20 protein-coding genes are annotated in these 24,976 nt (G+C 62.1%); 17 read left to right on the top strand and 3 right to left on the bottom strand.

Translation table 11 applies throughout. The features are described from left to right. The 3 genes from scpA to DEIPE_RS16610 are packed head-to-tail and all read left to right on the top strand — an operon-like array spanning window position 1 to window position 3,494. Entirely contained in the window at window positions 1-2,148 is a 2,148-nt protein-coding gene (scpA, locus tag DEIPE_RS16600) for a methylmalonyl-CoA mutase (protein ID WP_015237135.1), read from the top strand. A gap of 49 nt (window positions 2,149-2,197) precedes the next feature. After that, window positions 2,198-3,193, top strand: coding sequence for a methylmalonyl Co-A mutase-associated GTPase MeaB (gene meaB, locus DEIPE_RS16605; RefSeq protein WP_015237136.1), 996 nt, complete (start codon window positions 2,198-2,200; stop codon window positions 3,191-3,193). Continuing rightward, entirely contained in the window at window positions 3,159-3,494 is a 336-nt protein-coding gene (locus tag DEIPE_RS16610) for an HIT domain-containing protein (protein ID WP_015237137.1), read from the top strand. The genes meaB and DEIPE_RS16610 overlap by 35 nt, the downstream gene beginning before the upstream one ends. 72 nt (window positions 3,495-3,566) lie before the next feature. Here DEIPE_RS16610 and DEIPE_RS16615 read toward each other — a convergent pair whose 3' ends face one another. Next, a complete protein-coding gene (locus DEIPE_RS16615; RefSeq protein WP_015237138.1) occupies window positions 3,567-4,565 on the bottom strand; it encodes an SDR family NAD(P)-dependent oxidoreductase in 999 nt (332 codons plus the stop codon). A 163-nt stretch (window positions 4,566-4,728) separates the two neighbouring features. Between DEIPE_RS16615 and DEIPE_RS16620 the strand changes: the two genes are divergently transcribed. Further along, window positions 4,729-5,430, top strand: coding sequence for a creatininase family protein (locus tag DEIPE_RS16620; RefSeq protein WP_041231669.1), 702 nt, complete (start codon window positions 4,729-4,731; stop codon window positions 5,428-5,430). Window positions 5,431-5,476: 46 nt separating this feature from the next. Here the strand turns inward: DEIPE_RS16620 and DEIPE_RS16625 are convergent, their stop codons facing one another. Then, complete coding sequence (locus tag DEIPE_RS16625) at window positions 5,477-7,321, bottom strand: glycoside hydrolase family 2 protein (protein WP_015237140.1); 1,845 nt, start codon at window positions 7,319-7,321, stop codon at window positions 5,477-5,479. 566 nt (window positions 7,322-7,887) lie between these two features. On the opposite strand from DEIPE_RS16625, the gene DEIPE_RS16635 reads away from it, so the two are divergent. The 9 genes from DEIPE_RS16635 to DEIPE_RS22470 all read left to right on the top strand — a co-directional run bounded on the left by DEIPE_RS16635 (window position 7,888) and on the right by DEIPE_RS22470 (window position 20,102). Further along, entirely contained in the window at window positions 7,888-9,651 is a 1,764-nt protein-coding gene (locus DEIPE_RS16635) for a discoidin domain-containing protein (RefSeq protein WP_015237141.1), read from the top strand. Between the two features lie 228 nt (window positions 9,652-9,879). Then, window positions 9,880-10,050 carry a four-helix bundle copper-binding protein gene (locus tag DEIPE_RS25710; RefSeq protein ID WP_483782827.1) on the top strand — a complete coding sequence of 57 codons (171 nt, stop codon included), beginning with the start codon at window positions 9,880-9,882 and terminating at the stop codon, window positions 10,048-10,050. A 267-nt stretch (window positions 10,051-10,317) separates the two neighbouring features. After that, the gene (locus DEIPE_RS16640; RefSeq protein WP_015237142.1) at window positions 10,318-10,644 is read left to right on the top strand and encodes an ArsR/SmtB family transcription factor; all 327 of its coding nucleotides are present in this window, start codon (window positions 10,318-10,320) and stop codon (window positions 10,642-10,644) included. Window positions 10,645-10,653: 9 nt separating this feature from the next. Then, entirely contained in the window at window positions 10,654-11,115 is a 462-nt protein-coding gene (locus DEIPE_RS16645; protein ID WP_015237143.1) for an arsenate reductase ArsC, read from the top strand. Window positions 11,116-11,118: 3 nt separating this feature from the next. Further along, window positions 11,119-12,408, top strand: coding sequence for an arsenic transporter (locus DEIPE_RS16650; protein WP_015237144.1), 1,290 nt, complete (start codon window positions 11,119-11,121; stop codon window positions 12,406-12,408). A 226-nt stretch (window positions 12,409-12,634) separates the two neighbouring features. Further along, a complete protein-coding gene (locus tag DEIPE_RS16655) occupies window positions 12,635-13,411 on the top strand; it encodes an SDR family NAD(P)-dependent oxidoreductase (RefSeq protein ID WP_015237145.1) in 777 nt (258 codons plus the stop codon). 529 nt (window positions 13,412-13,940) lie between these two features. Next, window positions 13,941-15,035, top strand: coding sequence for a DUF475 domain-containing protein (locus DEIPE_RS16660; RefSeq protein ID WP_015237146.1), 1,095 nt, complete (start codon window positions 13,941-13,943; stop codon window positions 15,033-15,035). Between the two features lie 350 nt (window positions 15,036-15,385). After that, window positions 15,386-16,318, top strand: coding sequence for a right-handed parallel beta-helix repeat-containing protein (locus DEIPE_RS16665; protein WP_015237147.1), 933 nt, complete (start codon window positions 15,386-15,388; stop codon window positions 16,316-16,318). A 244-nt stretch (window positions 16,319-16,562) separates the two neighbouring features. Further along, the gene (locus DEIPE_RS22470) at window positions 16,563-20,102 is read left to right on the top strand and encodes an acyltransferase family protein (RefSeq protein ID WP_015237148.1); all 3,540 of its coding nucleotides are present in this window, start codon (window positions 16,563-16,565) and stop codon (window positions 20,100-20,102) included. 42 nt (window positions 20,103-20,144) lie between these two features. Here DEIPE_RS22470 and pilC read toward each other — a convergent pair whose 3' ends face one another. Beyond that, window positions 20,145-21,365: a type IV pilus assembly protein PilC gene (gene pilC / locus DEIPE_RS16675; RefSeq protein ID WP_015237149.1), complete on the bottom strand. Its 1,221-nt coding sequence runs from the start codon at window positions 21,363-21,365 to the stop codon at window positions 20,145-20,147. Window positions 21,366-21,435: 70 nt separating this feature from the next. On the opposite strand from pilC, the gene DEIPE_RS16680 reads away from it, so the two are divergent. From DEIPE_RS16680 to gatA, 4 genes are all read left to right on the top strand, one after another. Next, entirely contained in the window at window positions 21,436-22,038 is a 603-nt protein-coding gene (locus DEIPE_RS16680; protein ID WP_015237150.1) for an L-threonylcarbamoyladenylate synthase, read from the top strand. Then, a complete protein-coding gene (scpB, locus tag DEIPE_RS16685; protein WP_015237151.1) occupies window positions 22,026-22,559 on the top strand; it encodes an SMC-Scp complex subunit ScpB in 534 nt (177 codons plus the stop codon). Before DEIPE_RS16680 ends, scpB begins: the two co-directional genes overlap by 13 nt. A gap of 3 nt (window positions 22,560-22,562) precedes the next feature. Further along, a complete protein-coding gene (locus tag DEIPE_RS22475) occupies window positions 22,563-23,324 on the top strand; it encodes a DUF4388 domain-containing protein (RefSeq protein ID WP_015237152.1) in 762 nt (253 codons plus the stop codon). A 129-nt stretch (window positions 23,325-23,453) separates the two neighbouring features. After that, entirely contained in the window at window positions 23,454-24,908 is a 1,455-nt protein-coding gene (gene gatA / locus DEIPE_RS16695) for an Asp-tRNA(Asn)/Glu-tRNA(Gln) amidotransferase subunit GatA (RefSeq protein WP_015237153.1), read from the top strand. The last annotated feature ends 68 nt before the right edge of the window (window positions 24,909-24,976 follow it).

Genomic DNA, 24,976 nt, shown 5'->3' on the forward strand with positions numbered 1-24,976 from the left:
ATGACCAAGTTTGACGAAAAGCACAACCTCAGCGCCTGGGAGGCACTGGCACGTCGGGAAATGAAGCGGGAACCCGAAGCGCTCAACACCAGAACCCCGGAAGGCCTGACCCTGAAAGCGCTGTACACGGTGCAGGATTTGCCTCCAGAAGCGCTCGACGCCCTGCCTGGTGTACCCCCTTTCCTGCGTGGGCCGCGCGCCACCATGTACGCCGGGCGCCCCTGGACCATCCGGCAGTACGCTGGTTTCTCGACGGCGGCGGAGTCTAACGCGTTTTACAAGCGCAACTTGGCCGCAGGTCAAAAGGGCCTCTCGGTGGCTTTTGACCTGGCCACGCACCGGGGGTACGACAGCGACCATCCCCGCGTGGTGGGTGACGTCGGCAAAGCCGGAGTCGCCATCGACAGCGTTGAGGACATGAAGCTGCTCTTCGACGGAATTCCCCTTGACCGGATGAGCGTCTCCATGACCATGAACGGCGCGGTGCTGCCGGTGCTGGGTGCCTTCATCGTGGCGGGCGAAGAGCAGGGCGTCGAGCGCTCGTTGCTCAGCGGCACCATTCAGAACGACATTCTCAAAGAGTTCATGGTGCGCAACACCTACATCTATCCTCCGGCGCCTTCCATGCGGATCGTGGCCGACATCATCGAGTACACTGCGCGCGAAATGCCACGGTTCAACTCGATTTCCATCAGCGGTTATCACTTGCAGGAAGCGGGCGCCAACGCCGCCCTGGAACTGGCTTACACCCTGGCCGACGGCCTGGAGTACGTTCGTGCCGCCCTCGCCAAAGGGCTGGGCGTCGACGAATTCGCACCCCGACTGTCGTTCTTCTTTGCCATCGGCATGAACTTCTACGTCGAGGTGGCCAAACTGCGCGCCGCACGGCTGTTGTGGTCACAGCTGATGGAACAGTTCGGTCCAGTCAATCCCCTCAGCAAGGCCTTGCGCACCCACTGTCAGACGAGCGGCTGGAGCCTGACCGAACAGGATCCTTACAACAACATTATCCGCACGACCATCGAGGCCATGGCGGCGGTGTTCGGCGGCACACAAAGCCTGCACACCAACGCCTTCGACGAGGCCATCGGGCTGCCCACCGAGTTCAGTGCCCGCATCGCGCGCAACACGCAGCTGATCATTCAAGAGGAAACGGCCATCCCGTATGTCGTGGACCCATGGGGGGGGTCTTACATGATGGAGCGACTCACCCGGGATCTGGCAGATGAAGCCCTGAAGATCATCCGGGAAGTCGAGGAGATGGGCGGGATGGCGCGGGCGGTGGAGGCCGGGCTGCCCAAGCTGCGCATTGAGGAAAGCGCGGCACGCAAGCAGGCCCGCATCGACCGGGGTGAGGACGTCATCGTCGGTGTCAACAAATACCGCGCACCGGATGACGTCAAGGTCGAAGTGCTTGACATCGACAATGGGCGGGTGCGTGAAGGTCAGATTGTCCGGCTGCAGGAACTGCGTGCCTCCCGTGATGCCCGGCGGGTCGAGGAAGCGCTCTCGGCGCTGGAAGCGGGTGCCCGGAGCGGTGAAGGTAACCTGCTCGCCCTCACCGTTGAGGCTATGCGCGCGCGCGCCACCGTCGGCGAGGTATCAGACGCCCTGGAACGCGTATGGGGCCGCCACCAGGCCGAGGTCCGCACCCTGAGCGGTGTCTACGCCCAGGGGTATGAGGGAGACCAGGATTTTCAGGCTGTGCTGGATGACGTGGAAGCCTTCGGGCGTGAAGAGGGACGCCGCCCACGGCTGCTGGTCGTCAAGATGGGGCAGGACGGTCACGACCGTGGCGCCAAGGTCATCGCTACCGCGTTCGCTGACCTGGGCTTCGATGTGGACGTGGGCCCGTTGTTCCAGACTCCCGAGGAAGCTGCCCGGCAAGCAGTCGAGAACGACGTGCACGTGGTCGGGGTCAGTTCGCAGGCCGCCGGTCATAAAACCCTGATCCCGCACCTGATCGAAGCGCTGCGCGCCGAAGGCGCCGAGGACGTGCTGGTGATCGCCGGTGGAGTCATTCCGCAGCAGGATTACGACGTTCTGCGCTCGGCGGGAGTGGCGGCCATCTTCGGACCGGGTACGGTCATTCCGCAAGCGGCACGAGAAGTGCTGAGGCTGCTGCGCGAGCGCCAAACGGTGAGCTGATGCCCCGCGAGGTTGGAGACACCTCGATCGTGCGGTTCGGGTCGACACCATGATCGACGTTCTGGCAGCGCAGTTGCGGCAAGGTTCCCGGCGGGCGCTGGCCAAGGCCATCACGCTGACCGAGAGTGCGCGCGCAGATCACGCGGAGGCCGCCCAGGAGCTGCTGATCCAGCTGCTGCCGTACACGGGCCATTCTGTGCGGGTCGGACTGACGGGCGTGCCAGGGGTGGGGAAGAGCACGTTCATCGAGCGCCTGGGCCTGCTGCTGGCGGAGGCGGGCCACCGAGTGGCAGTGCTGGCCGTGGACCCTTCGTCTGGGCGCACGGGAGGCTCGATCATGGGTGACAAGACCCGGATGTCCCGCCTGAGCGTGCATCCCCAGGCGTTCATCCGGCCCAGCCCGAGCGCGGGTACCCTGGGCGGCGTGACGCGGCGTACCCGCGAGTCCCTGCTGCTGTGCGAAGCGGCCGGATATGACGTCATTCTGGTGGAAACCGTCGGGGTGGGGCAGAGCGAGGTCGCGGTGGCCGCCATGACTGACCTTTTCGTGCTGCTGACCCTGCCGAACGCCGGAGATGAGTTGCAGGGCATCAAACGAGGCATCATGGAGCTGGCCGATCTGGTGGTGATTAACAAGGCCGAGACCGACCGCGCTGCCGCCAACCGAGCGCAGGGCGACCTGCGCAACGCCCTGCGGCTGCTGACCCCTCATGGTGCGCTCTGGACACCTCGCGTGCTGCAGACCAGCGCCCTCTCCGGAGAAGGCGTGCCAGCGGTATGGGAAGCGGTTCGGTTTTACCTGGAACGGCTGGGGCCGCACCGAATTCAGGAAAAACGCGACGCACAGACCGTCTCGTGGTTCGAGGATCTGCTGCGTGAGGAAGTGTGGCACGCCTTCGTCCGAAACGTCGGTCACGCCTCGCTGCAGTGCGTGCGTTCCCGCGTCGCTCGGGGTGACGTTACCCCGCTGCAGGGCGTACGGGAGCTGTTTTCGCGGGTACACTCGGGGTATGAGCGACAAGACGATCTTTCAGCGGATCATTGACCGGGAAATTCCCAGCGACATCGTTTTCGAGAACGACGCCTATATTGCCATCCGTGACATCCAGCCTCGGGCGCCCATTCACGTCCTGGTCATTCCGAAGCGCTTCAGCGCCCGTCTCGACGACATCCACGACTCCAGCGAGCTGGGTGAGTTGATGCAGACGGCCATCCAGGTGGCGCGCAGCCTCTCGCCCGACTACCGCCTGACGGTGAATGTGGGCAAGCAGGGAGGACAGGAAGTTTTTCATACCCACGTCCACATCCTGGCTGGCTGGGAAAACGGCCCGCAGGGTCACCTCTGATCGGCAGGGCCCGAGCGTGCGGGCGGAGCAGGCGGCTGACGTACCCATGCACGTTTTCCCGATTTACTTCGCTCACTCCTGGTTGTGCGCGAGTTCTGCTTGTTCCTTGAGCGGAAAACGACGTGTGAGCGGGGTTTCGCTCTCGAAGCCCTTGCGGCTCTGCGTGCCGATGCCACCGCGTGCAGGCAGGAAAGTGTTGGCGACCGCCAGCAGGTTGGTTGTCTGACCGGGGAAAAGCGCATGAAAGGTTGCCAGCAGCTTTGCCGGAATTCCGGTGACCACCTCGGCGCGACCGAAGCGCAGCGCGTCGATGATTTCCGCCGCCGCACTCTCGCCGCTCTGGGACAACCCGGGTAGATTGTCGCTCAGGGCGAACCACTGGTATTCCTGTTCGTGGCGTCCCTTGAACTCGGCATTGCGTGGACTGCCGGTGCGCATCAGGTTCGGGCAGATGGTCGTGACCAGCACCTTGTCTTTCAGCAGCTCTGCGCGCCAGCCTTCGCTGAGACCTACCAGCGCAAATTTGCTGGCAGCGTAGGGCACCAGGTGCGGCACGGCCACCTTGCCGCCGATGCTGGCGATGTTCACGATTCTTCCGCCCCCTTGCGCTTTCATGGTGTCACGAACCGCCAGCATGAAGTGAAGCGCTCCCCAGAAATTCACGTCCATCGCGGCGTGATAGTCCTCAAGGATCATCGTTTCGAGCGGTCCCACCTGAATGATGCCGGCGTTGTTGATCAGGATGTCCAGACGGCCGTAGTGGTCGACGGTGCGCTTGACGGCGGCCGTGACCTGATCGGGGTCGGCGACGTCACATACGATGGCCAGGACCCGCGCCCCCCGATCGGCGAGTTCTTCCTCGGCGCGGCGAAGTTCGCCCTCATCACGCGCCACGATGACAAGATGAGCGCCCTGGGCGGCCAGTTGCCGAGAAAGGATCAGGCCCAGGCCACGTGATCCGCCGGTGACGAGCGCCACCTTTCCTGCCAGTTCGAGCGGGGTTGCGGTCAGGCGACGGTATGCCAGCAGGGCTCCGACGCCCAGTCCAGCCCATAACAAGGTGTGCTTCATAAGCCCGTTATGCGCGGCCCGCTTGAGAGGCGTCCTCCGGACGGTTCTGGTGCTCTTCATCCAGAGTGCAGCCCTGCAGGTCTACGAGGGGTTCGCCTGTCGCAGACCGGGGCAGTTGCGAAGTTCGCGAAACCGTGACCGTTCGTTTGACTATGATCTTGCTGTGCGGATCACCGACATGAACTGGATGCAGGTCGAAGAGTACCTGCTGCGCGACGACCGATGCATTCTGCCGCTGGGCTGCACCGAACAGCACGCGTACCTGAGCCTCGCCACCGACACCATTCTGGCGACCAAACTGGCCGGTGACGTGGCCGAGGGACTGAATATTTCGGTGTTTCCGGCGCTGACCTTTGGTATCACCCCGCACTTCATGGCTTACCCCGGGACGGTCAGCGCGAGTTACGCGACGTACACCGCCCTGCTGAGCGAGCTGCTGGGCAGCCTGTATGAAACGGGCTTTCGCCGCATTCTGATCATTAACGGACATGGCGGAAATTCACCGGCCCAGCAACTTCTGCCCGGATGGACCGCGCGCTCGCCCGGTGCCCGGGTCAAATGGCACGACTGGTGGATTGCTCCACAGACCTGGGCGGCAGTGCAGGAGGTGCATCCCGTGGCGTCGCACGCCTCGTGGATGGAGAACTTCCCGTGGACCCGTCTGATGGGTGTCGAGATGCCCGAGAACGCGAAGGCGGCCATTAACTGGAGCGAGCTCAAGGGGCGCTCCCCGCAAGACATTCGCCTTCAGTTGGGTGACGGCAACTTTGGCGGGCCCTATCAGGTCGAGGGCCGTCACATGGCACGGATCTGGCAGACGGCCGTGCAGCAAACCCGCCGTCTGCTGGAGTCGGCCTGGGAGTAGGGCGCCCGCGCAGACCGTGCCGGGAGCGCCCCTTGCCAGGCGTGGTTCATTCCTGGCCGGACTCGTGGCGGGCCTGGGCTTCCTGGTGAATGTTGCCGAGCACGTCACCAGGCAGCGAGCGGGCGAAGCCGCTGTTGATCGCGCGCAGGCTGGCGAGCGGAAGTTTGGGCTCGCGTTCTGCGCTGAGCAGACCGTTGGTCTCCTGCTCGGTATCGGTCAGCTGGGTATAACAGAAACCTGCCAGCACGTCGGAGTGCAGGACGGCCTCCACGAGCTCCTGGTAACGGTCGAGCAGTTCCTTGTTGCTTTGTACCGTGCTGTAGCCGAACCAGCGCTCACCCTCGCCGGGAGCAAAGCTCAGACCGCCGAACTCGCTCAGCACGACCGCTTCCTGTGAGCGCGCCTGATCGTCGCTGAGGATATTGCGGAAGTATGGCTGTACCTGCCGGAGTGTGTGCTCCAGGGCGCCGAGTGTACCAAAGCGTTCGCGCAGTGTCTCGCCGTGCGGCGCATAGTCATGCACGCCGATCAGGTCACCGCCGACAAACTGCCAGCCGTCGTTGCCCATCGCTGGCCGGGTCGGGTCAAGCGCCCGGGTGAGCTGATAGAGCCCGCGTACAAATGCGCGCTGGGCCGGGTCGCCTTCAAGATTTGGCACACCCCACGACTCGTTCATCGGTACCCAGGTGACAATACAGGGGTGGCTGTAATCGCGCCGAAGGACTTCGAGCCATTCGCGCGTCAGGCGCTCGCACATCTCGGGGGTAAAGGCGTAGGCGCTGGGCATTTCTTCCCAGACCAACAGGCCCAGGCGGTCACACCAGTACAGAAAACGTGGGTCCTCGATCTTCTGGTGAATGCGGACGCCGTTGAAGCCCATCTCCTTGGCCAGCTCCACTTCCCGGCGCAAGGCTTGCGCGCTCGGCGCTGCCAGGTGCGATGACGGCCAATAATTCTGTGCCAGGACCAGCCTCAGGTAGTAAGACAGACCGTTGAGCAAAAAGCGCCCACCCTTCACCTGGGCACTGCGCAGACCGGCATACGAGAAAACCTCATCCAGTGGGCGTTCGCCATCTTGCAGTGTCAGGTGTGCCTCGATCAGGTTGGGGTGGCGCGGGGACCACAAAAGGTCGTCGCGTTCCGGGTTGATCGAAAGGAACTGCAAGGGCAGCGTGCAGGTGAAGCTGCGTGACAGCGCATGTACATCCTGCAGGGCCAGCAGTTCGCCGCGCAGGGTCAGCCTGACACGCAGGTGGGTGCCAGGTGTGGGCGGGCGGTTCAGCCGGACCTGCAGCCGCAGTTCGGTCCGGTCGGCGTCGGGGGTCCAGCGCACTTCCTGGATATACAGGCCCCCAACCCACTCAAGCCAGACCGGCTGCCAGATGCCCGACGTGCGGTGATACCAGATGGCATGCGGCTGCTGCTGCCAGTCCTGCTTGCCGCGGGGTTGAGAGAGGTCGGTGGGGTCGTCTTGGGACCTGACCACCAGCAGCTGCTCGGTCCCGCTGGCCAGGGCGTCCGTCACGTCTGCCGTGAAGGGCGTGTGCCCTCCTTCGTGCTCGGCGACCAGCTGCCCGTTGAGCCAGACACGCGCACGGTAATCGACAGCGCCGAAGTGCAGGAGGAGTCGGCCTGAGCGCTCGGTGTCGGCGATCTGAAACGTCCGGGCGTACCAGAGGATCGCGTGATAACCCGCGTCGTGAATTTCGCTGGCCGACGATTCGGGTGGAAAAGGAACCACAATCTGTGCGTCGCTCACGCCTCGTTCGAACCAGCGTTCAGTGAGACCCTGATCGGCATCGTCAAATGCAAAATTCCAGGTCCCGCACAGGTCGACCCAGCGGCTGCGGGCCAGTTGTGGTCGAGGATGCCGTTCGTATACGTCGGTCATGCTGCCTCCTGAGGCGAGGGGGACCACACTTGGTCGTTACATCTGCTTCGTTGGTCCACAAGACGAGGTGTGGAGCGGTCCGGGTAGAGGTGGCCAGCACGCTGGTACGCCGATCTTTAGGACGTATGCGGTGCATAAGCTGTTGTAACGCTTGCGGTGACTTTGTTATGACGGACTTTTTGCCCGAATCACCGTGAGGAAAGGTATTGATCTCGTTGGGAAGGGCAAGGCACGACTTGCGACAGCGAATCTGACTGAGAAATTAAGGTCAGGTTGGCATCTTCAATCATGAGAACACCCTGCTCCTGCCGTGGAATGAGCACCAAATGAGCCGCTGCTTGAGAATGTTGTCTTAGACGCAACTGAATTTCCCCCTGTACTCATTCACCTATATTAACAAAGATAAAAGAATACGCCGGACGAAAATTTGAATGATTAGAAGCTGCTGTAGTGTGCCTTGGGCAAATTCTTTTAATAAAACTTTAGGTCAAACTCATTCCAGCATCAGAGGCGAGGATCAGAGTCGCGCTTCAACCGACCAAAGCTGACCCCTTCAGGAGAATCCTGTGTCCTACTCAACCACCCAGTCCACACTGAAACTCAGCCTCATTGGCCTCACGGCCCTGCTTGCCAGCTGTGGCAGCACCACCCCTCCTGCTCCTGAAGTCGCTCAGACCGCGCCCCTGATTGCGCTGGCCCTGCCCGCAGATGCTCACCCCATCAAAGGCAGCACGGCCAGCAGCGCCACCAGTGACAGCAACGCCAGCAGGTACTCCTGGGATGACCAGCTCAGCACCTGGTGGAGCGCCAGCAGCCTGGGCAGCTGGGTTCGCTACGACCTGGGCAGCGAAAAGACCATCGACTCCATCAGCCTGGCCTTTTACCGCGGCGCCAACCGCAAAGCCACCTTCGATGTCGAACTGAGCAAGGACGGCAGCAACTGGACCAAGGTGCTGAGCAAAGTCACCAGCAGTGGCAGCACCACCAACCTCGAACGGTATAACGTCTCAGATCAAAGTGCGCGCTACATCCGGGTCACCAATTACGGCAACACCGAGAACAGTGCCATCGCCATCACCGAAGCCGTCGTTCACGGTGTGGGCAGCACCAGCAGCAGCGGTGACACCACCACCAGCACTGGCCGGACGTACTATGTGGACTGCTCGAACGGCAGTGACAGCAACAGCGGCACCTCGACCGGCAGCGCCTGGAGAAGTGTCGGCAAGGTGAATAACAGCTGGCTCAACGCCGGTGAACGCCTGCTGCTCAAGCGTGGCTGCAGCTGGAACGGTCCCCTCAACCTGCGCTGGAGTGGCACCAGCAGCGCACGCATCATCGTCGACGCGTACGGCAGCGGTGACCTGCCCCTCATCCGTAACGGCAACCCGGGCGCCGTGACGATCAGTGGCAGCCACAAAACCATCCAGAACCTCCGTGCCACGGCCGACAAGCCGAATTCGGTCGACAGCGGACGCTGCTACGGGCCGATCGGCTGGCGCATCGGCTTCTCGTTCGTGAGCGGCAGCAACAACAACACCCTGCAGAATGCCGAAGCGTACGGCCTGACCGCCGGCGTGCACCTGGAGGACGGCGCCAACAACAACAAGATCCTGCGCTCGCGCTTCACGAACAACAACGTGATGAGCAAGAACAACGACGACGGCGGCGACAACGACAGCGGCGCGTGGGGTGTGCTGGTGAACGGCAACGACAACGAAGTGGCGCACAACTACTTTGAGGGCAACACCGCCTGCAGCGAGGATTACGGGGTGGAAGGCGCGTCCCTGGAGCTGTACTACGCCAAGCGCAACTATTTCCACCACAACACCTCGATCAACGACACCACCTTCACCGAACTGGGCGGCAGCAGCAGCAACCGCAGCGAGTACAACCGCTTCGAGTACAACATCTACGCGCCCCTCAACACCAACGGCCGCGGTGAAGCGCTCGTCATCCGGGGCTGGGGAAGCAGCTGGGGGGCCAATCCCGGTACGGTCTTCAACCACAACACGGTCTTCAATACCAACGTCGGGGTCTTCTGCGGCGAAGGGTGCGGCACGGACATCCTGACCCTGCGCGACAACATCATCGTGACCCGCAGCGGCGCCACCAAGGACACCGTGTGGACCGATGGTCCGATCAACCAGAGCGGCAACGTCTTCTACCAGCTCGACGGTCAGTACAAAGTCACCATCAACGGCGTCAAGGACAGCAGCCGTCTCGGCACCTCCGTCTGGGCCAACCCCAGGCTCTCCGATTCCTGGAACCGCAACTTCACCCTCCAGAGCAGTGCACCGATGCCGACGGCCGGAGCTCTTCCCCTGCGCTGAGCAAGGTGGATGGCGAGGACGGTGACGACCGGCTGCTGCGTGCGATAACCCCATACCGACAAGAGGAAGCACGTGGCACGTGCTTCCTCTTGTCGGTGCGAAAGTTACGCGCCGACGGGCACCGCGCTCCACAGAACCTCCAGCATCATGGCAGCCCTGTAAATGGCAGTTTGCGAACCGTTTACCTACCGTGACGGACCGTGCCGTACGCAGCGCGCCGAGGTCGTGATGCGAGCGCAGCTGGCAGCCTGTACAGCCTGTACAGCCGGTACAGCCTGCGGTGACGAATGCCGGAGGCACGCGCAGAGTATGAGCATGGAACACTGCGCCGCATGTGCGGATGCCTGTCACCGATGTGAGCAGGCCTGCCACCAGCTTCTCGGCAGTATCTCCGTCTGACACTGCGCAGGCGCAGGGTCGCAGGCTGGCGCTCACGGGAGCCGTGGGCGTCAGTTTTTGCCTCAGTGTCCCGGGCCTTGGCTGTCGCCGTCGAAGCAGAAGGTGCGGCAGACAAGCATGTGAGCACCTTGCACACCGTCTGTCTGGCCGACTGAACCTCAGATTTCGGAGGGTTCGGCAGGGCGCTGTGCAATGTGAGTCTGAAAAGATACCGCGAATCTGCGCCCACCTCGGGGTAGGAAGCGTATATTTGATAGAATCAGTTTGATGATACGGACCGTTGCGCAAGAATCAGTCGCGCTTAGTCGCATCAAAGCACTCGCGCACGACATTCGCTACGAAATCGTTCGGATGCTTGCCGACGGCGAGCGCTGTGTCTGTGATCTGGAAGTGCAGCTGGAGCTGCCTCAATCGAAAGTTTCGTATCACCTTGGCATCCTGCGCGAGGTTGGAATCGTCGTTAGCGAGTCGCGTGGAAAGAACAGCTACTACAGGCTTGTCGACGAGGTGCTGTACACCCTGGGAGGCGAAGTGCTGCGTGATGTCTTCACGGCTGCCCGATCAGGGTTGTATCAGAACAAATCAGTTTGTTAGGTTGGGTTTATGACACGGGTCCTGATCCTCTGTACGCACAATTCTGCCCGCAGCCAGATGGCCGAAGGCCTGGTCCGCAGCTTTGCCCGGCAACAAGGCCTTGACCTGGAGGTCCACAGCGCCGGCACCGAGGCAACCCATGTGAAAGCTCCAGCCGTTCAGGTGATGCGGGAACTCGGTATCGATCTCCAGGGGCATACCAGCAAGACGCTTTCTGATGTCCCGGACCCGTGGAACTTCGACTACGTGATCACGGTGTGCGACGGCGCTGCTGAGAATTGCCCGAACTATCCTGGCGCGACGATCCGACTGCATTACCCGTTCGTGGACCCGTCCGGCGGCAGCCTCGAATGCTGGCGCGCGGTACGGGACCAGATGCGTTTGCAATTCGAAGCGTTCGTCGTTGCCCTGAACAGCGGCACCGTAGTCCCCGAGACGTACGAAGTCACCCCTGGCGCCGAAGCGCAATAGCGGATGTTGTTCGCCATTTCGATTTTTCTGCTTACCCTGGTGCTGGTGATCTGGCAACCACGTGGCCTCGGCATTGGCTGGAGTGCCACGCTCGGAGCCATCCTCGCCCTGCTGACAGGCGTCGTGCATCCCGCAGACATTCCCGTGGTATGGAGTATCGTCTGGAACGCCACGATTACCTTTATCGCGCTGATCATCATCAGCTTGATCCTCGACGAAGCCGGTTTTTTCACGTGGGCCGCGCTGCACGTCGGTCGCTGGGGAGGAGGGCGGGGAAAGCAGCTTTTTGCCCTGGTCGTGCTGCTTGGCGCCGGTGTCAGCGCGCTGTTTTCTAATGACGGTACCGCCCTGATTCTGACGCCCATCGTGCTGGAGATGCTGCTCGCGCTGGGTTTCTCGGCCGGCGCGACCCTCGCACTGATCATGGCCACCGGATTCATCGCCGACACCGCCAGCCTGCCACTCGTGATCAGCAATCTGGTAAACATCGTCTCGGCAGACTACTTCGCCATCAGCTTCGGGGAATACGCCTCGGTGATGTTCTGGGTAAACATCGCTTCTGTTTTGGCCAGTCTGGGCGTGCTGCTGCTGTACTTCAGGCGCAGTGTCCCCGTCACTTACCGCACCGACGTGCTCGCTTCGCCCGACAGCGCCATTCGGGATCACCGGGTCTTCAAGGTCGGTTGGGTTGTTCTTGGAGTTCTCCTGATCGGGTATTTTGCGGCCGGACCACTTGGCATTCCCGTGAGCGTCGTTGCGGTGATCGGCGCGGCGTTGTTGTGGTTCTACGCTGCCCGTGGGCACGTCATCAGTACCCGCAGCGTGCTGCGCGGCGCTCCGTGGAGTATCGTGATTTTTTCGCTCGGGATGTATCTGGTGGTATTCGGTTTGCGCAATGCCGGCCTGACCGGTCATCTGACCGGCATCCTCGAAACGCTCGCGCAGCACGGTTTGTGGATTTCAACCATCGGTACCGGATTCATCGTGGCGTTGCTGGCGAGTGTCATGAACAACATGCCCACCGTTCTGGTCGGCGCGCTCTCCATTGACGCGGCGAACGTTCCGCAATCCATCAAGCAGGGCATGATCTACGCCAATGTCGTCGGCAGCGACCTGGGACCCAAGATCACACCCATTGGCAGTCTTGCGACCTTGTTGTGGCTGCATGTGCTGGCCCGCAAGGGAGTCCGAATCACCTGGGCCTACTACTTTCGGGTGGGCGTGGTCCTGACCGTTCCGGTTCTGCTCATTACCCTTGGAGCGCTGGCCCTGCGGCTGTCTGTAGAGCACTGAATCCCATTCATGAAGCCGAAACCGCCGGTAATACGAGGCGCGGCATACGGAATCATCCGTCAGGGTGGGGTGGCACGCACGAAATGAAACTGCACAGACGACTCGTGCGTCTCAGGTCGCCTTTCACACAGAGGGGTGATCATGCAGTGCACGGCGTGCGGTCGGCCTGAACTCCCCGAGCAGCGCACCCGGAACCAATTGGCGCCGGGTATGCCAGACTCACTTCATGACGTCCACTTCACCCGTCGCCGTGATCACCGGCGCCGCGCAAGGCATTGGCCGCCGTACCGCCCAAGTGCTCGCGCAGCGCGGATACAGCCTGATCGTCAATGACGTCCGCTCTCCCACCGAAACGGAGCGTGAGCTGCTGGGCGCGAAGGTCACGGTCGTGTTGGGTGACGTCAGCGCCGAAGGTACCGCCGAGCGTCTGGCGGCCACGGCCCTGGAGCACTTCGGGCGCATCGACGTGCTCGTGAACAACGCGGGTATCAGCAACATCACTCCCGCTGAAGATATCAGCCGCGCACAGTTCGAACGGGTGCTCGCGGTGAATCTGCTCGGGCCCTTCCTGCTGTGCCGCACGTTGGGGCGCGTCATGCTCACGCAGGGGTCGGGCAGCATCGTGAACGTCGCCTCCGTCGCGGGTCTGCTGGGCATTGCGGACCGCGCGGCCTACAACGCCAGCAAGCATGGTCTGATCGGCCTTACCCGAACGCTCGCCGCTGAATGGGGCGGGCGCGGCGTGCGCGTCAATGCCGTGTGTCCCGGCTGGGTCAAAACCGAGATGGACGAGCAGGACATGGGAGCGGGCGCATATACCGACGCGGACATCGTGAACCGCGTGCCGATGGGCCGCTTCGCTTCCCCGAACGACATTGCCCAAGCCATTGCGTACCTCGCGGATCCGCAGGCGAGCGGATTCGTGAATGGGCACGCCTTGAGTGTGGATGGAGGCTGGGCGAACGACGGCAGCTGGGATGCTTTACGCCTCAAGAAGCGCTGAATGGATTCAGGATTTCCACTTCCGCACTTTTCCGACCTCCTGGCGGTCTCGATCCATCTTTCCGCGTGGTGTGAACAGGCCGGTCGGCATCCTGCATCAACTCGACGCTGTCCTGCTGCCTGGATATACGGCAACGGTCCTGATGTGAATCCCACCGGACGTTTTCTGCGCCGATCCCTGGCAGGACCAGGTGGATCGGGTGAACGTGCATTCAGCAAAATTCACGCTTGCGCCCTCATGTGATCAACGGCATCGTGCGCTAAGCTGCGCTCAATTCCCGGCGCGAGTCTCAGTTGGGGGAGTAGCCGCCTCAAAGAGGTGCACGCATCGTCAATACGGCGTCAACGACGACCCGGTGCGTGCAGAAAAGGCAAGACCCACGCCGGAGGTTTCATGTTCGTTTCCTGCTTTGCAGGCCACACCCTTCTGGGTGTGGCGTCACGACTGCTCATGTGCTGCGTTTCCACGTCACTTCACATCAAGAACCTCAACCGAATGCCGACGTGGCCCCCGGCAGCGGGGGCGCGTCGTGTTTCTTAAGCACTTCGGGTTCGGGATACTCTTCAGCCTGCTGTGCATTGTGGGGGCCGCCGTTTATGGCCTGGCTACCGGAAACATCACCATTGCCTTGCAGTTTGCGTTCATCGCGGTGGTACTCGGCGTGATGGAGGTCAGCCTGTCGTTTGACAATGCCGTCGTGAACGCGAAAGTCCTGCATACCATGGACGCCGTGTGGCGCAGACGCTTCCTGACGTGGGGAATTGCCATCGCGGTGGTCGGCATGCGCTTCGTCTTCCCGATCCTGATTGTCATGGTCACAGCCGGGCTGGGCTTCGGGCAGGTGGTTTCGCTGGCCTTCACCGACGCTCAGGCGTACAGCGCGCATCTCCATGACGCGCACGTCATGATCAGTGCCTTCGGTGGGACCTTCCTGCTGCTGGTGTTCCTGCATTATTTCCTGGACCGGGGAAAGGACCTGCACTGGATTGGGCCGATTGAACGCCGCCTCGCACGCGCAGGTCACCTCGACAAAATCGAAGTGTCGATCACCCTCACGGCCCTGCTGGGGCTGGTGGCGTTCTTTGTGGCGCCCGGGGAAAAATACGAAGCACTGCTCTCCGGTGGTCTGGGCATCCTGACATACCTGCTGGTCAAGTCCCTCGCGGGCCTCTTCGAACCCAGTGACAATGACGCGAACGACGCCACCCGCCCGCCGCGCCCCACGGCCGGGGTGGTCGCACAAACCGCCACTCGGGCGGGTGCCATGAGCTTTCTTTATCTGGAAGTGCTCGACGCGAGCTTCTCGCTCGACGGCGTGATCGGAGCGTTCGCCATCAGCAAGGAAATCGTGATCATCGCGGCAGGTCTGGCGATCGGTGCAGTGTTCGTTCGTAGCATGACGGTGTGGCTGGTGGAAGCGGGCACGCTCGCGCAGTATAAGTACCTCGAGCATGGGGCACACTACGGCATTGGCGCGCTTGCCGTCATCATGCTGCTGCACATGAATCGCGCGGTGCACATTCCCGAACTCATCACCGGACTGATCGGGCTGGGTTTCATCCTGCTGTCGGTCTGGGCGTCGATAAAAGCGACGCGGCAAGCACACGTCACGCGGGCAGCGTAACGAACCCACCGGCAGAATCTGAGCTGCGAGCGACCCTGACCCGTTTCATGAGCGGACGGGTCGCTCGCACTCGTGGTATCTGCCCTGGCAATTTGGTCACTGTGGTCGTGGTATACCCAGCCGATGATTGATGCGTACCGTCGAAGCTTCGCCCTGGTCCGCTTTCGGGCTTCGCCATGAACGTTTCCCGGCTTCGCGCGAAATTCTGGTTGGCGTGGCTCGCTGCCTTGACGGCTGTAATCGCATTGGAGGGCAGTGCAGCGCTCCAGAGAACACTTCTGGATGACCGCCGGAGCGATGCTGACCGAGGGGCAGCTCAAGCTGCAAGGAGAGCAGCACAGCCCGTTGCCGTGGCCGTCAACCTGAACCGGGTACCCGTGATCCGTGAGGTGGCGTGCCCACGGCCCACGCGTGTTGTCTCGGATGCCAGCAGTCTTGCCGGTGCCCTGCGACACGTGAAAGGGGGAGACGTCATCGCACTCGAGGACGGAGCATATGCCGGCCGCTTCGTCGCTACTGCCTCCGGCTCTCCCGGTTCGCCCATCTACCTGTGCGGAAGTCCGCGTGCCGTACTCGCGGGTGATGGACCGCGCAGTGGGTATGTGTTCCACCTCGACGGTGGCGACCATTGGCGCCTCGTCGGCTTCACGATTCGCAACGGCCAGAAAGGGCTGGTGGCGGACAGCACCGTCGGCTCGGTGTTCCAGGGACTGACGGTCGAGCAGATTGGCGATGAGGCGATCCATCTGCGTACGCACAGCACCGACAACCTCGTGCTTGCAAATACCGTCCGTCACACCGGGCTCAGGCGCGAGAAGTTCGGCGAAGGCATCTATGTTGGTTCCGCCGTGTCCAACTGGTGCAGATACACGCGGTGCAAGCCGGACCGGAGCGACCGTAATGTCATTGCGCGTAACACCGTCAGCTTCACGACAGCAGAAGCCTTGGACATCAAGGAGGGAAGCTCTGGTGGATACGTGCTCGACAACACCTTCGACGGATCTGCACTGCGCGGCGCGGATTCGTGGGTGGACGTCAAGGGCAATGGTTGGCTGGTGCAGGGCAACCGCGGCACCAACTCCCCTGGAGATGGGTTCCAGACGCATGATGTGGCCAAAGGCTGGGGACAGGGCAATGTGTTCCGGCGCAACGTCGCCGAAGTCCACGGACCGGGACATGGGTTTGCCCTGCGCCCAGTAAACGACAACGTGGTCATGTGCGATAACGTGGCGCGGGGAGCCGCCAGGGGCCTGTCCAACGCGCAGTGCGTCAAGCCTCACTGAAGACGTGCGGCGACCGGGACAGGTGCCCCATACACAGTGCGCCGCAACGTGGCCCTGGTGGCCAGGTGGGATCGCGGATTAAGGCGCCACTTTTCTGTTGGTGTGCAGAAGGTGGCGGCATGACGTCGGTTGGCAATACAGATCAGCGCTGTGGAGAGTGGAAACATGGTAGTAGTGGGTGAAAACGTTTTCAGCCGGTGTCTCGTCCCCATTTGAGGACCCTCCCGGGCATGAAAGGAAGATCGTGTCCCCATCGAAAACTGTCCGCACGCCTTATAGAACCGGGTTTTCGCGTGGCGGGTTTTCCTGGTCTGCCTATGCGTTGATCGCGCCCTTTTTTGGACTTACGCTGGCCTTCGGGATTTTTCCACTGCTGTTTTCTCTCTACATCTCATTCTGTGACTGGAATCCACTCTCCGGGGTAAGCAAAATTCGCTGGGATGGCCTGTGGGCCTACCAGTACATCGCCACCGACCCATTTTACTGGCCGGCACTCTGGCGCTCCCTGAGCACCGGCCTGGCCGCCTCCGTTCCGCAGCACCTGATCGCCATTCCGCTGGCTTTCGCACTGCACCTCGTTTATCGCCGTTCACAGGGCGTACTGGGCACCGTGCTGTTCCTGCCGTACGTCACCTCACCAATGGCCGCCGGGGGGGCAATTGGCCTGGTGTTCCTGATCGTGTACCGACCACTGGAAGCCCTGGTGGGCGCGCTTTCCAGTCTGCCCGCTTTGGGCGCGTTCATTCCCCAGCTCGATCAAAGTCTGGCTTACAACGCCATCACGCAACTGTGGATCACGCTGGGCTGGAACATCCTGCTGTATCTGATGGCCCTGGGTACCGTTCCCCCCAGCCTGTACGAGGCGGCCAAGGTGGACGGCGCCAACCTGGGCTGGCAGTTTCGCGCCATCGCGCTGCCACTGATGCGTCCCATGATTTTTGTGGCCTTTACCATCAGCTTTCTGCAGGGGGTGCAGGCCAACGTTTTCCAACCCGCCTTTGCTGGTCTGCGTGAAACCACCTTGCCCGGCTATGTCTTTCGCACTGGCTTTTTCGAGATGGACTTCGGTCTGGCTGCCGCCCAGACCTGGACGTTCTTTGCCGCGGTGCTGATGGTCGTCTTTCTGGTGTACCTGTTGATCGGACGTCACTTCACGAGTCTTGACGTTTCTGCCCACGGTGAAGCAGATCCGGGTGCACTGCACCTGCACAAAGCTACGGTAGTGGTACTCAAGCTCGTGCTGGCCGTGGCGATTGCTGTGTCGGTGCTGCCCGTCCTGTCCGTCATCCTCGGCCTCACCCGTTCCGGAGAAAATATTCCTCTTGCCATCGGACAGGAATTTCAGAACAATTACGCCGACCTGATGGGCCGCGTGCCGGACTTCTGGCGGAACATCTGGAACACCACCTACGTCAGCGTACTTGCAGCGCTGGGAGCGATGCTGACCTCCAGCCTGGCGGGGTTCGCTTTTGCCCTGCTGGAATTCCGGTATCGCCGCGCGCTGTACGCCGCCGTGCTGTGCATCATGTTGTTTCCCTCTGCGCTGAACATCATCCCCACCACCATGGTGATGCACGTGCTCGGCTGGATGGATCAGGCACGCGCCATGTGGCTGCCTGCCACCGCCAGTGCCTTTGGCATCTTTCTGACGCGCCAGTACCTCGCCAGCGCCGTGCCAGGAAGTATCATCGAAGCCGCGCGCATGGACGGAGCGGGCACAGGGCTGATCTACCGCAAGATGATCCTGCCACTTGCCCAGCCGGTGCTGGTGCTCATCGGGCTGCTGACCTTTATCGGGACCTGGAACAGCAGCATGAACGCCCTGGCAGTCTTCAAGCAACCCGAAACCCAGCTGATCCTGCAGGCCATGAGCACGGTCATCCGCCCGGATGGCGATGGGACCGGCGCGTTTCGTTTTGGTGTCGCCCTGGCGACCATACCGACGCTGCTGGTATTCATGGTCACCGCGCATCAGGTCAAGCGTGGCATGAACCTCAGCAGCACGGCGCCCACAAATGCAAAGCGGCCGGTTCTGCCGAGGCGCTTTCCGTATCCAAGAACGGCTGTCGCGTCCGGGCACCCAGCTGAAAGGCTGCTTTTCGGAGCGGACGGCGTACGTGCAGTGGCGTGCCTGATGGTCATTGCACATCACCTGGCGCAGCGGCTTGATCAGTCGGCGCAGCCTCGACTGCTCCAGGAAGTCCAGGCCTTCGTGCTTACTGGTCATGTGGGCGTCAGCGCTTTCTTCGTGCTGTCGGGCATGCTGCTGTCACTCCCTTTCTGGCGCCGTTACCTGACGGGGCAGCCGAGCCCGGGACTGCGAGAATACTTTCGCCGTCGGGCCTTGCGCATCCTGCCGGGTTTTTACGCCAGCCTGGCACTGAGCGTGCTGCTCAGCGTCGCGTTCGTGCAGAGTGCCGAACAGCCCTGGCTGCGTCTGGTCAGTGCCGCGACGTTCACGTCGGCTTTTCATTACCTGACATTTTTTCCTGCCGACCTGAACGGTCCGCTGTGGAGCATCGGTTTCGAGGTGGTCTGCTACGCCCTGATGCCGCTCGGAATGCTGGTCCTCTTTCGCGGGTTGCCACAACGAGGACTGGCGTGGGCACTGCTGTACTGGCTGGGGGTGCTGGCACTCGCGATGCTCCTTCACCAGTGGATTCTCGCGAACCTGGTTCCGTCCCCTTTCGCACGTGGCTGGGAGTACGGCATCGTCGGAGGCGCCAAGTACTGGATGCCGCGCTACAACCCGGTGGGTCTCTTCGGACATTACGTCTTTGGGGTCCTGGCTGCCGGGCTGATCGCTCATGGGCAGCTGAGCGCCACACCTCGACACATCCGCTACGACCTGCTTGCCGTGGGCGCGGCAGTGGGGGTATTGATGTTGCTGTGGCTCGCGCGCCGTCTGCCTGACTTCGCGCTCAGCATCGGCGATCAGCCGTACTTCTTTCCGTACTTTCCACTGCTGGTGGCCGCGCTGCTGGCGTCACTGCCCTTCAGTCGCGTGGTTGGGCGCGCGTTTGACAACACCTTCTTTCGCTTCACCGCCAGGGTTTCTTTCGGGCTGTACATCTGGCATTACCTGATTCTCGAATTGATCCGGCTGCTTCACCAGCCCCGTTACGGGTATATGGGTATCCAGGACCTCACTCACTTCGCCGGGCTGACGGTGGCCGCCCTGCTGCTGGCCTACGGAGCGGCGTTCCTGTCCTACCGCCACATCGAGGAACCCTTTTTGCCCAAGGGGCCTGCATTCGTCGCGGCAACCGGTCGCTCCACCCGGCCCTCGGTCGTGCCGAGCGCACCTGCGGCAACAGAGGGGTCGCCGGATCCACTTTCTGATTCACGCGGGCCAGTTGTCGGGCTGCCCGTGGCGATTTTGGCGCTGGCGGTGATCGCGCTGGTCGGAGGTGGAGTGTGGCTGACCGCGTCACCTCGCGCCGCGCGTGGTGCGCAGCTGATTGCCCTGATTCAAAACCTCACGGCCGATCCGCGCTCACTGCCGGTGAAGTCCGTGGACGAGCGGGAACTGTTCCGCTACGAAAAGACGCGCCTGGGCACCACCGCGCTGGTCTGGCATGACCCGCAGGAGTGGTGGCTTGAAGTCGAGGCGCCTCTTTTCGTGATCGACGACATTGCGCCCCAGCGCCGGTTGCTCAGTCGGGAAGCCGATCTGGAGCGCTTCGAGATCATGGCAGGGCCCCTGGCTGGGCACATCGTGACGCGCGACGCGATGGAGGTCAATGTGTACAGTAAGCGGTTTTACCGCATTCATCAGCCTTGACCTGTCCACGCAGGAGCGCACCCGCCGTTGTGGCAACAGAGCTTACTGACTGAGCTGGCCGATGATCGAAAACATCGGGAGGAACATGCCGGCCACGATCATGCCGATGATGCCTCCCAGGAAGACGATCATGATGGGTTCGATAGCGGCCGTCATGCTGTCGACCGCCTCGTCGACCTCGCGGTCGTAGTAATCGGCCACTTTGTCGAGCATCTTGTCGAGTGCACCAGTCTCTTCGCCGATCGAGACCATCGACACCACCATGGGCGGAAACACTTTGGAAGTGGCCAGCGAGCCGGACATCTGTTCACCGACCATCACGACGTTCTTGGCGTTTTCGATGGCGTCCTCGACGATGATGTTGTTGGCGGTGCCCTTGGTGATCTCCAGGCTTTCGATGATGTTCACGCCGCTGGTGATGAGCAGACCGAAGGTGCGCGCAAACGACGCCACCGCCGAACGGCGGATCAGCGGACCGAGCACCGCGACCCGCAGCTTGATGTCGTCGATGACGTGCCGGCCCTGATCGGTGCGGTAATACGCCCGGAAGGCAAAGAACACGACGATTCCCGCCAACCCGAGCATCCAAGATTTGGAGGTCAGGAAGTCGGCCACGGCGATCAGGATGCGGGTGATCAGCGGCAGGGGCGCGCCGAGCTGAATCAGAATCTGCGCGAACTGCGGCACGATGGTGGTGAGCAGAAAGTAGGTGACGCCCAGCGCGAAGACCAGCACGATAACCGGATAGGTCATGGCACTTTTGATTTTGCCCCGCAGCGCCAGATCTTTCTCCAGAAAGGTACTGATGCGGTCGAGAATCAGGTCCAGCGTGCCGGAGGTTTCACCGGCCCGGATCAAGTTGAGGTACAGCCGCGAAAAGACCTTGGGGTACTTGGCGATCGAGTCCGAGAGTGGGGTGCCCGATTCGACGTCGGCGCGCATTTCCTTGATGATCTTTTGAAATCCCTTGTGCTCCATCTGGCGCTGCATGATGGCAAGGGACTGCACCAGCGGGACACCCGAGTTGATCATCGTGGCAAGCTGCCGAGAGAACAGCGCCACCTGTTTCAGCCCAGGAGGCTGGTTGTCCAGAAAAGGAATTTTGATATCACCCTGCAAGCCGGTCTTGGGCGGCTTAATATTGACGATGAACAGTTCTTTGGCGCGCAGCGCGTCTCGAACCTGAGCCATGGTATCCGCCTCGATTTGCGAGGCAAAAACCTTGCCATTTCGGTCGCGCACTCGGTACTCAAAAACGGGCATAGCGCCATTATAGTTCCATGAGCATTGAACTCTATGAACTTTCATCAACACAGAACAAGGTGGAGACAGCATGCATGCTCAATTTTCAGCCAACGACCTTGCGCACGCCCTGCAGGTCCTAGAGCAGGGTGGGACGGTGGCCTTTGGTACCGATACCGTCTGGGGTATTGGAGCCGATCCACGCGTTGAAGACGCAGTACTCAGACTGTACGGGCAGAAGGGCCGACCGGGGGAGAAAGCGTTGCAGGTGTTATGCCATTCACAGGAGCAGGCACAAACCTGGGTGCGTCCCGACTTTGCCAGCTCGACGACCTGGAAACGGTTGTGCGGCTTGTGGCCGGCGGCCCTGACGCTGGTGGTGCCAGCGCACGCGGATTGTCCGGGCTGGCTCACCCGGGACGGCAAAGTTGGACTTCGCGTTCCAGGCTCATCCGACGCACGGTATCTGCTCGAAGCTGTCGGGATGCTGGCGGCGAGCAGCCTCAACCGTTCTGGTGAGCCGCCCATCACGTCCTATCCAGCGGCAGTGAGCGCTGAGCTGGCCGATTTCGTGCTGCCCGGCGCGCCGACTTCCGGTGAGGCCAGCACGGTGTACGACGCGCTGACCCATAAGGTGCTGCGGATAGGATCGGTCAGCCTGCGTCAGATCGAGGACACCTTGTGCATGACGTAAGCAGCCGTGAATTGCTGGGGGCGGCCTTGCTCGCTTCGGGACGACCCGTGAGCATCAAGGAGTTCGCGCAGGTCCTCGGTTTGCCGGATGAGGCGGTCCGACAGGCCCTTTTGGCGTACGGTGCGGCGCTCGAAGCAGCGGCGCTGGGCTTCCGGCTTGAAGAGATCGCGGGCGGGTATCGTCTGGTCGTGCCCGGCAGCCTCAGTGGTCGGCTGGCACCACTGCTGGCGCCGCCCCCCCTTCCCAGCCTGTCGACGGCAGCGCTCGAAGTGCTCGCGGTCATCGCGTACCGGCAGCCGGTCACGCGCGCCGAGATCGAGGCGATGCGTGGCGCCTCGGCCGGCACTATTGTGACCTTGCAGGAGCGTGAGCTCGTCAAGGTCGTCGGGCGCTCTGACACCATCGGGAAACCGCTCCTGTACGGAACGACCCAGAAGTTCTTGCTGGAATTTGGCCTGAACTCGCTGGAGGAGTTGCCGTCACTCGAATCGACAGACTTCGCTGGTCTGCTGAGGGGCTGAGGCTTGGCCGGGTCGGAAGTTGTCGGCAGCCTGCAGGATTATGACGTGGTCGAGCTGCTCGTGACGCTGGCGGCCTCGAAGCGAAGCGGCTGGTTCGAGGTGCATCATCCCAAGGGACTTTTCCGATTGGCGATGCATCAGGGGCGTCCGAGTCAAGCGTGGCTGGGAGGCGCCCGAAACGAAGCGGCGCTGGCCTTGTTGCTCAGTGATCAGCGGGGCGGTTTTGTGTTTCGTCCGGGCGACGCTGCACCAGGAGAGGCGGGATCGCTTTATCAATGGCTGCTGAGTGCACTGCGTCTTCTGCCGGTGCCGGAGCTGATTTTTGATGGTGCGGCCAAGTGGAATGCTGCTGTCCCGTCGGGCGAGGTTACGCTGAGCCGCTTCGAGAAGCTGGCCCTGACGCGTTTGAGCGAAGGCGCGACCCTCGGCGGCCTTGCCGGTGACCCGACCTTACAGGCCAGTGCTGCCCGGCTGGCCCGACTGGGCCTGCTCATCCCTCGCACTGTTCGCGTTGCCCGCCTGACGCTGAGCGTATGGCACGGGGGGGGACGCGAAGCAGTGATCGACGAGCGCGTTGTGCAAGCCTGGGAAAATCAGCTGGGTGTCTTCTCGGGCAAGGTGATTTTTCGCACTCAGGACGCACGGGTCATGACCTTGCCGGTCAATACGGCGCCAGGACTGGGAGTCCAGTTGCTGCTTTCTCCTCAAGCCATGGTCCTGCATGAGCTGCGTGGGGGAGAAACCGTGCTGGTTCGCCCGGAGTAATGCGCCCGGGCGACGTGGGAGACGGCCTGTGAAGCCCCTGCATTCCTCTTCGGCGCGGATGCGGGCACGATCCCCAACTTGCTTGGCCCGCCTCGTGCCGCGTGCGGGGGCACCCTTTAAGATGTGTCAATGTCAGCTTCCGCGTCCCAACTTGCCCAACTTGTTCTGCAAGGTCAGCGCCAGCCCAGCGACCTGGTGGAGGAGGCTTTTCAGCAGATCTCGCTTCAGGCTCATCTCGGTGCCCTCATCAGCACCGTGGAGGGCGCGCCAGAACAGGCGCAGCTTGTCGCGAAACGCCTTCGGGCAGGTGTTTCGCTGCCCCTGGCCGGCGTTCCCGTAGTGGTCAAGGACAACCTGAACGTCAAGGGTACGCGCACGACCTGTGGAAGTCGCGCACTCGAGAACTACCATAGTCCATACACCGCGACGGCCGTTCAGCGATTGATCGAGGCAGGCGCGGTTGTGGTTGGGAAAGCCAACATGGACGAATTCGCCATGGGGTCGTCCAGTGAAAACAGCGCTTTCGGGGTCGTCCGAAATCCCTGGGATCACACGCGCGTTCCGGGCGGCTCATCGGGTGGCAGCGCCGTGGCGGTGGCCGCCGGGATGGTGCCCGTCGCGCTGGGATCGGACACGGGCGGCAGCGTCCGGCAGCCGGCAGCGTTTAACGGCGTGTACGGCTTCAAGCCCACTTATGGCCGGGTTTCCCGTTACGGCCTGGTGGCCTACGCGAGCAGCCTCGATCAGATCGGTCCTTTCGCGCGCAGCGCGGAAGACCTGGCCCTGCTGATGGACGTCATCTCGGGACCCGACGCGCGGGATGCCACCAGCCTCGAAACGCTTCCGGCGTTTCGGGCAGCGTTAACCCGTGAGGTGCGGGGCATGAAATTCGGGCTGGTCCGCGAGGCCCTGGAAGGCGGCAACACCCCCGGCGTAAGGGCCGCAGTTGAACAAATCTGCACCCTGCTGGAATCCCTGGGCGCCAGCGTTGCCGAAGTGGGTCTGCCGACCTTGCACTACGGCGTCGCGGCCTACTATCTGATTGCCACGCCCGAGGCGAGCAGCAATCTGGCACGCTACGACGGCATGGTTTACAGCCACCGCGCGGCGGGACAAACAGATGTCAACTCTTCCATGAGCAGCAGCCGGGGTGCGGCGTTCGGGCCCGAGGTCAAGCGCCGCATCCTGATGGGCACCTATGCGCTTTCAAGCGGCTACTATGACGCCTTTTATGCCAAAGCCATGAAGGTGCGCCGTCTTGTCGCCGATGACTTCGCGCGGGCATTCGGGCACTTCGACGCGCTCATCACGCCGACCTCACCGTTTCCGGCTTTTCGCCTGGGCGAGAAGACGCACGACCCGCTCAGTATGTATGCGGCGGACATCGACACGGTGATGGTCAATCTCGCCGGTGTGCCGGCGCTCTCGATTCCGGCGGGCTACGAAACATTAGAGGGACGGGAACTGCCCGTAGGTGTGCAATTCATTGCGCCCGCGCTGGGCGACGAGCGGCTGGTCACCATTGCCAAGGCAATCGAAGATGCCACGAACAAGGCGTATCTTCGCCTGGCACCCCAGAACTGAACCCATCCTGACCCAAGAAGCGCAAGCGCCGAGCTTGCGCTTCTTGCTGGTTTTGCGCGCCGAAGGCG

Source organism: Deinococcus peraridilitoris DSM 19664, from assembly GCF_000317835.1.
Lineage (GTDB): Bacteria > Deinococcota > Deinococci > Deinococcales > Deinococcaceae > Deinococcus_A > Deinococcus_A peraridilitoris.

What these genes read in the sequence shown, in the direction of transcription:
- scpA (WP_015237135.1), top strand. Translation starts at nt 1, where the DNA reads ATGACCAAGTTTGACGAAAAGCACAACCTCAGCGCCTGGGAGGCACTG.
- meaB (WP_015237136.1), top strand. Translation starts at nt 2,198, where the DNA reads ATGATCGACGTTCTGGCAGCGCAGTTGCGGCAAGGTTCCCGGCGGGCG.
- DEIPE_RS16610 (WP_015237137.1), top strand. Translation starts at nt 3,159, where the DNA reads ATGAGCGACAAGACGATCTTTCAGCGGATCATTGACCGGGAAATTCCC.
- DEIPE_RS16615 (WP_015237138.1), bottom strand. Translation starts at nt 4,565, where the DNA reads ATGAAGCACACCTTGTTATGGGCTGGACTGGGCGTCGGAGCCCTGCTG.
- DEIPE_RS16625 (WP_015237140.1), bottom strand. Translation starts at nt 7,321, where the DNA reads ATGACCGACGTATACGAACGGCATCCTCGACCACAACTGGCCCGCAGC.
- DEIPE_RS25710 (WP_483782827.1), top strand. Translation starts at nt 9,880, where the DNA reads ATGCGAGCGCAGCTGGCAGCCTGTACAGCCTGTACAGCCGGTACAGCC.
- DEIPE_RS16640 (WP_015237142.1), top strand. Translation starts at nt 10,318, where the DNA reads ATGATACGGACCGTTGCGCAAGAATCAGTCGCGCTTAGTCGCATCAAA.
- DEIPE_RS16645 (WP_015237143.1), top strand. Translation starts at nt 10,654, where the DNA reads ATGACACGGGTCCTGATCCTCTGTACGCACAATTCTGCCCGCAGCCAG.
- DEIPE_RS16650 (WP_015237144.1), top strand. Translation starts at nt 11,119, where the DNA reads ATGTTGTTCGCCATTTCGATTTTTCTGCTTACCCTGGTGCTGGTGATC.
- DEIPE_RS16655 (WP_015237145.1), top strand. Translation starts at nt 12,635, where the DNA reads ATGACGTCCACTTCACCCGTCGCCGTGATCACCGGCGCCGCGCAAGGC.
- pilC (WP_015237149.1), bottom strand. Translation starts at nt 21,365, where the DNA reads ATGCCCGTTTTTGAGTACCGAGTGCGCGACCGAAATGGCAAGGTTTTT.
- DEIPE_RS16680 (WP_015237150.1), top strand. Translation starts at nt 21,436, where the DNA reads ATGCATGCTCAATTTTCAGCCAACGACCTTGCGCACGCCCTGCAGGTC.
- gatA (WP_015237153.1), top strand. Translation starts at nt 23,454, where the DNA reads ATGTCAGCTTCCGCGTCCCAACTTGCCCAACTTGTTCTGCAAGGTCAG.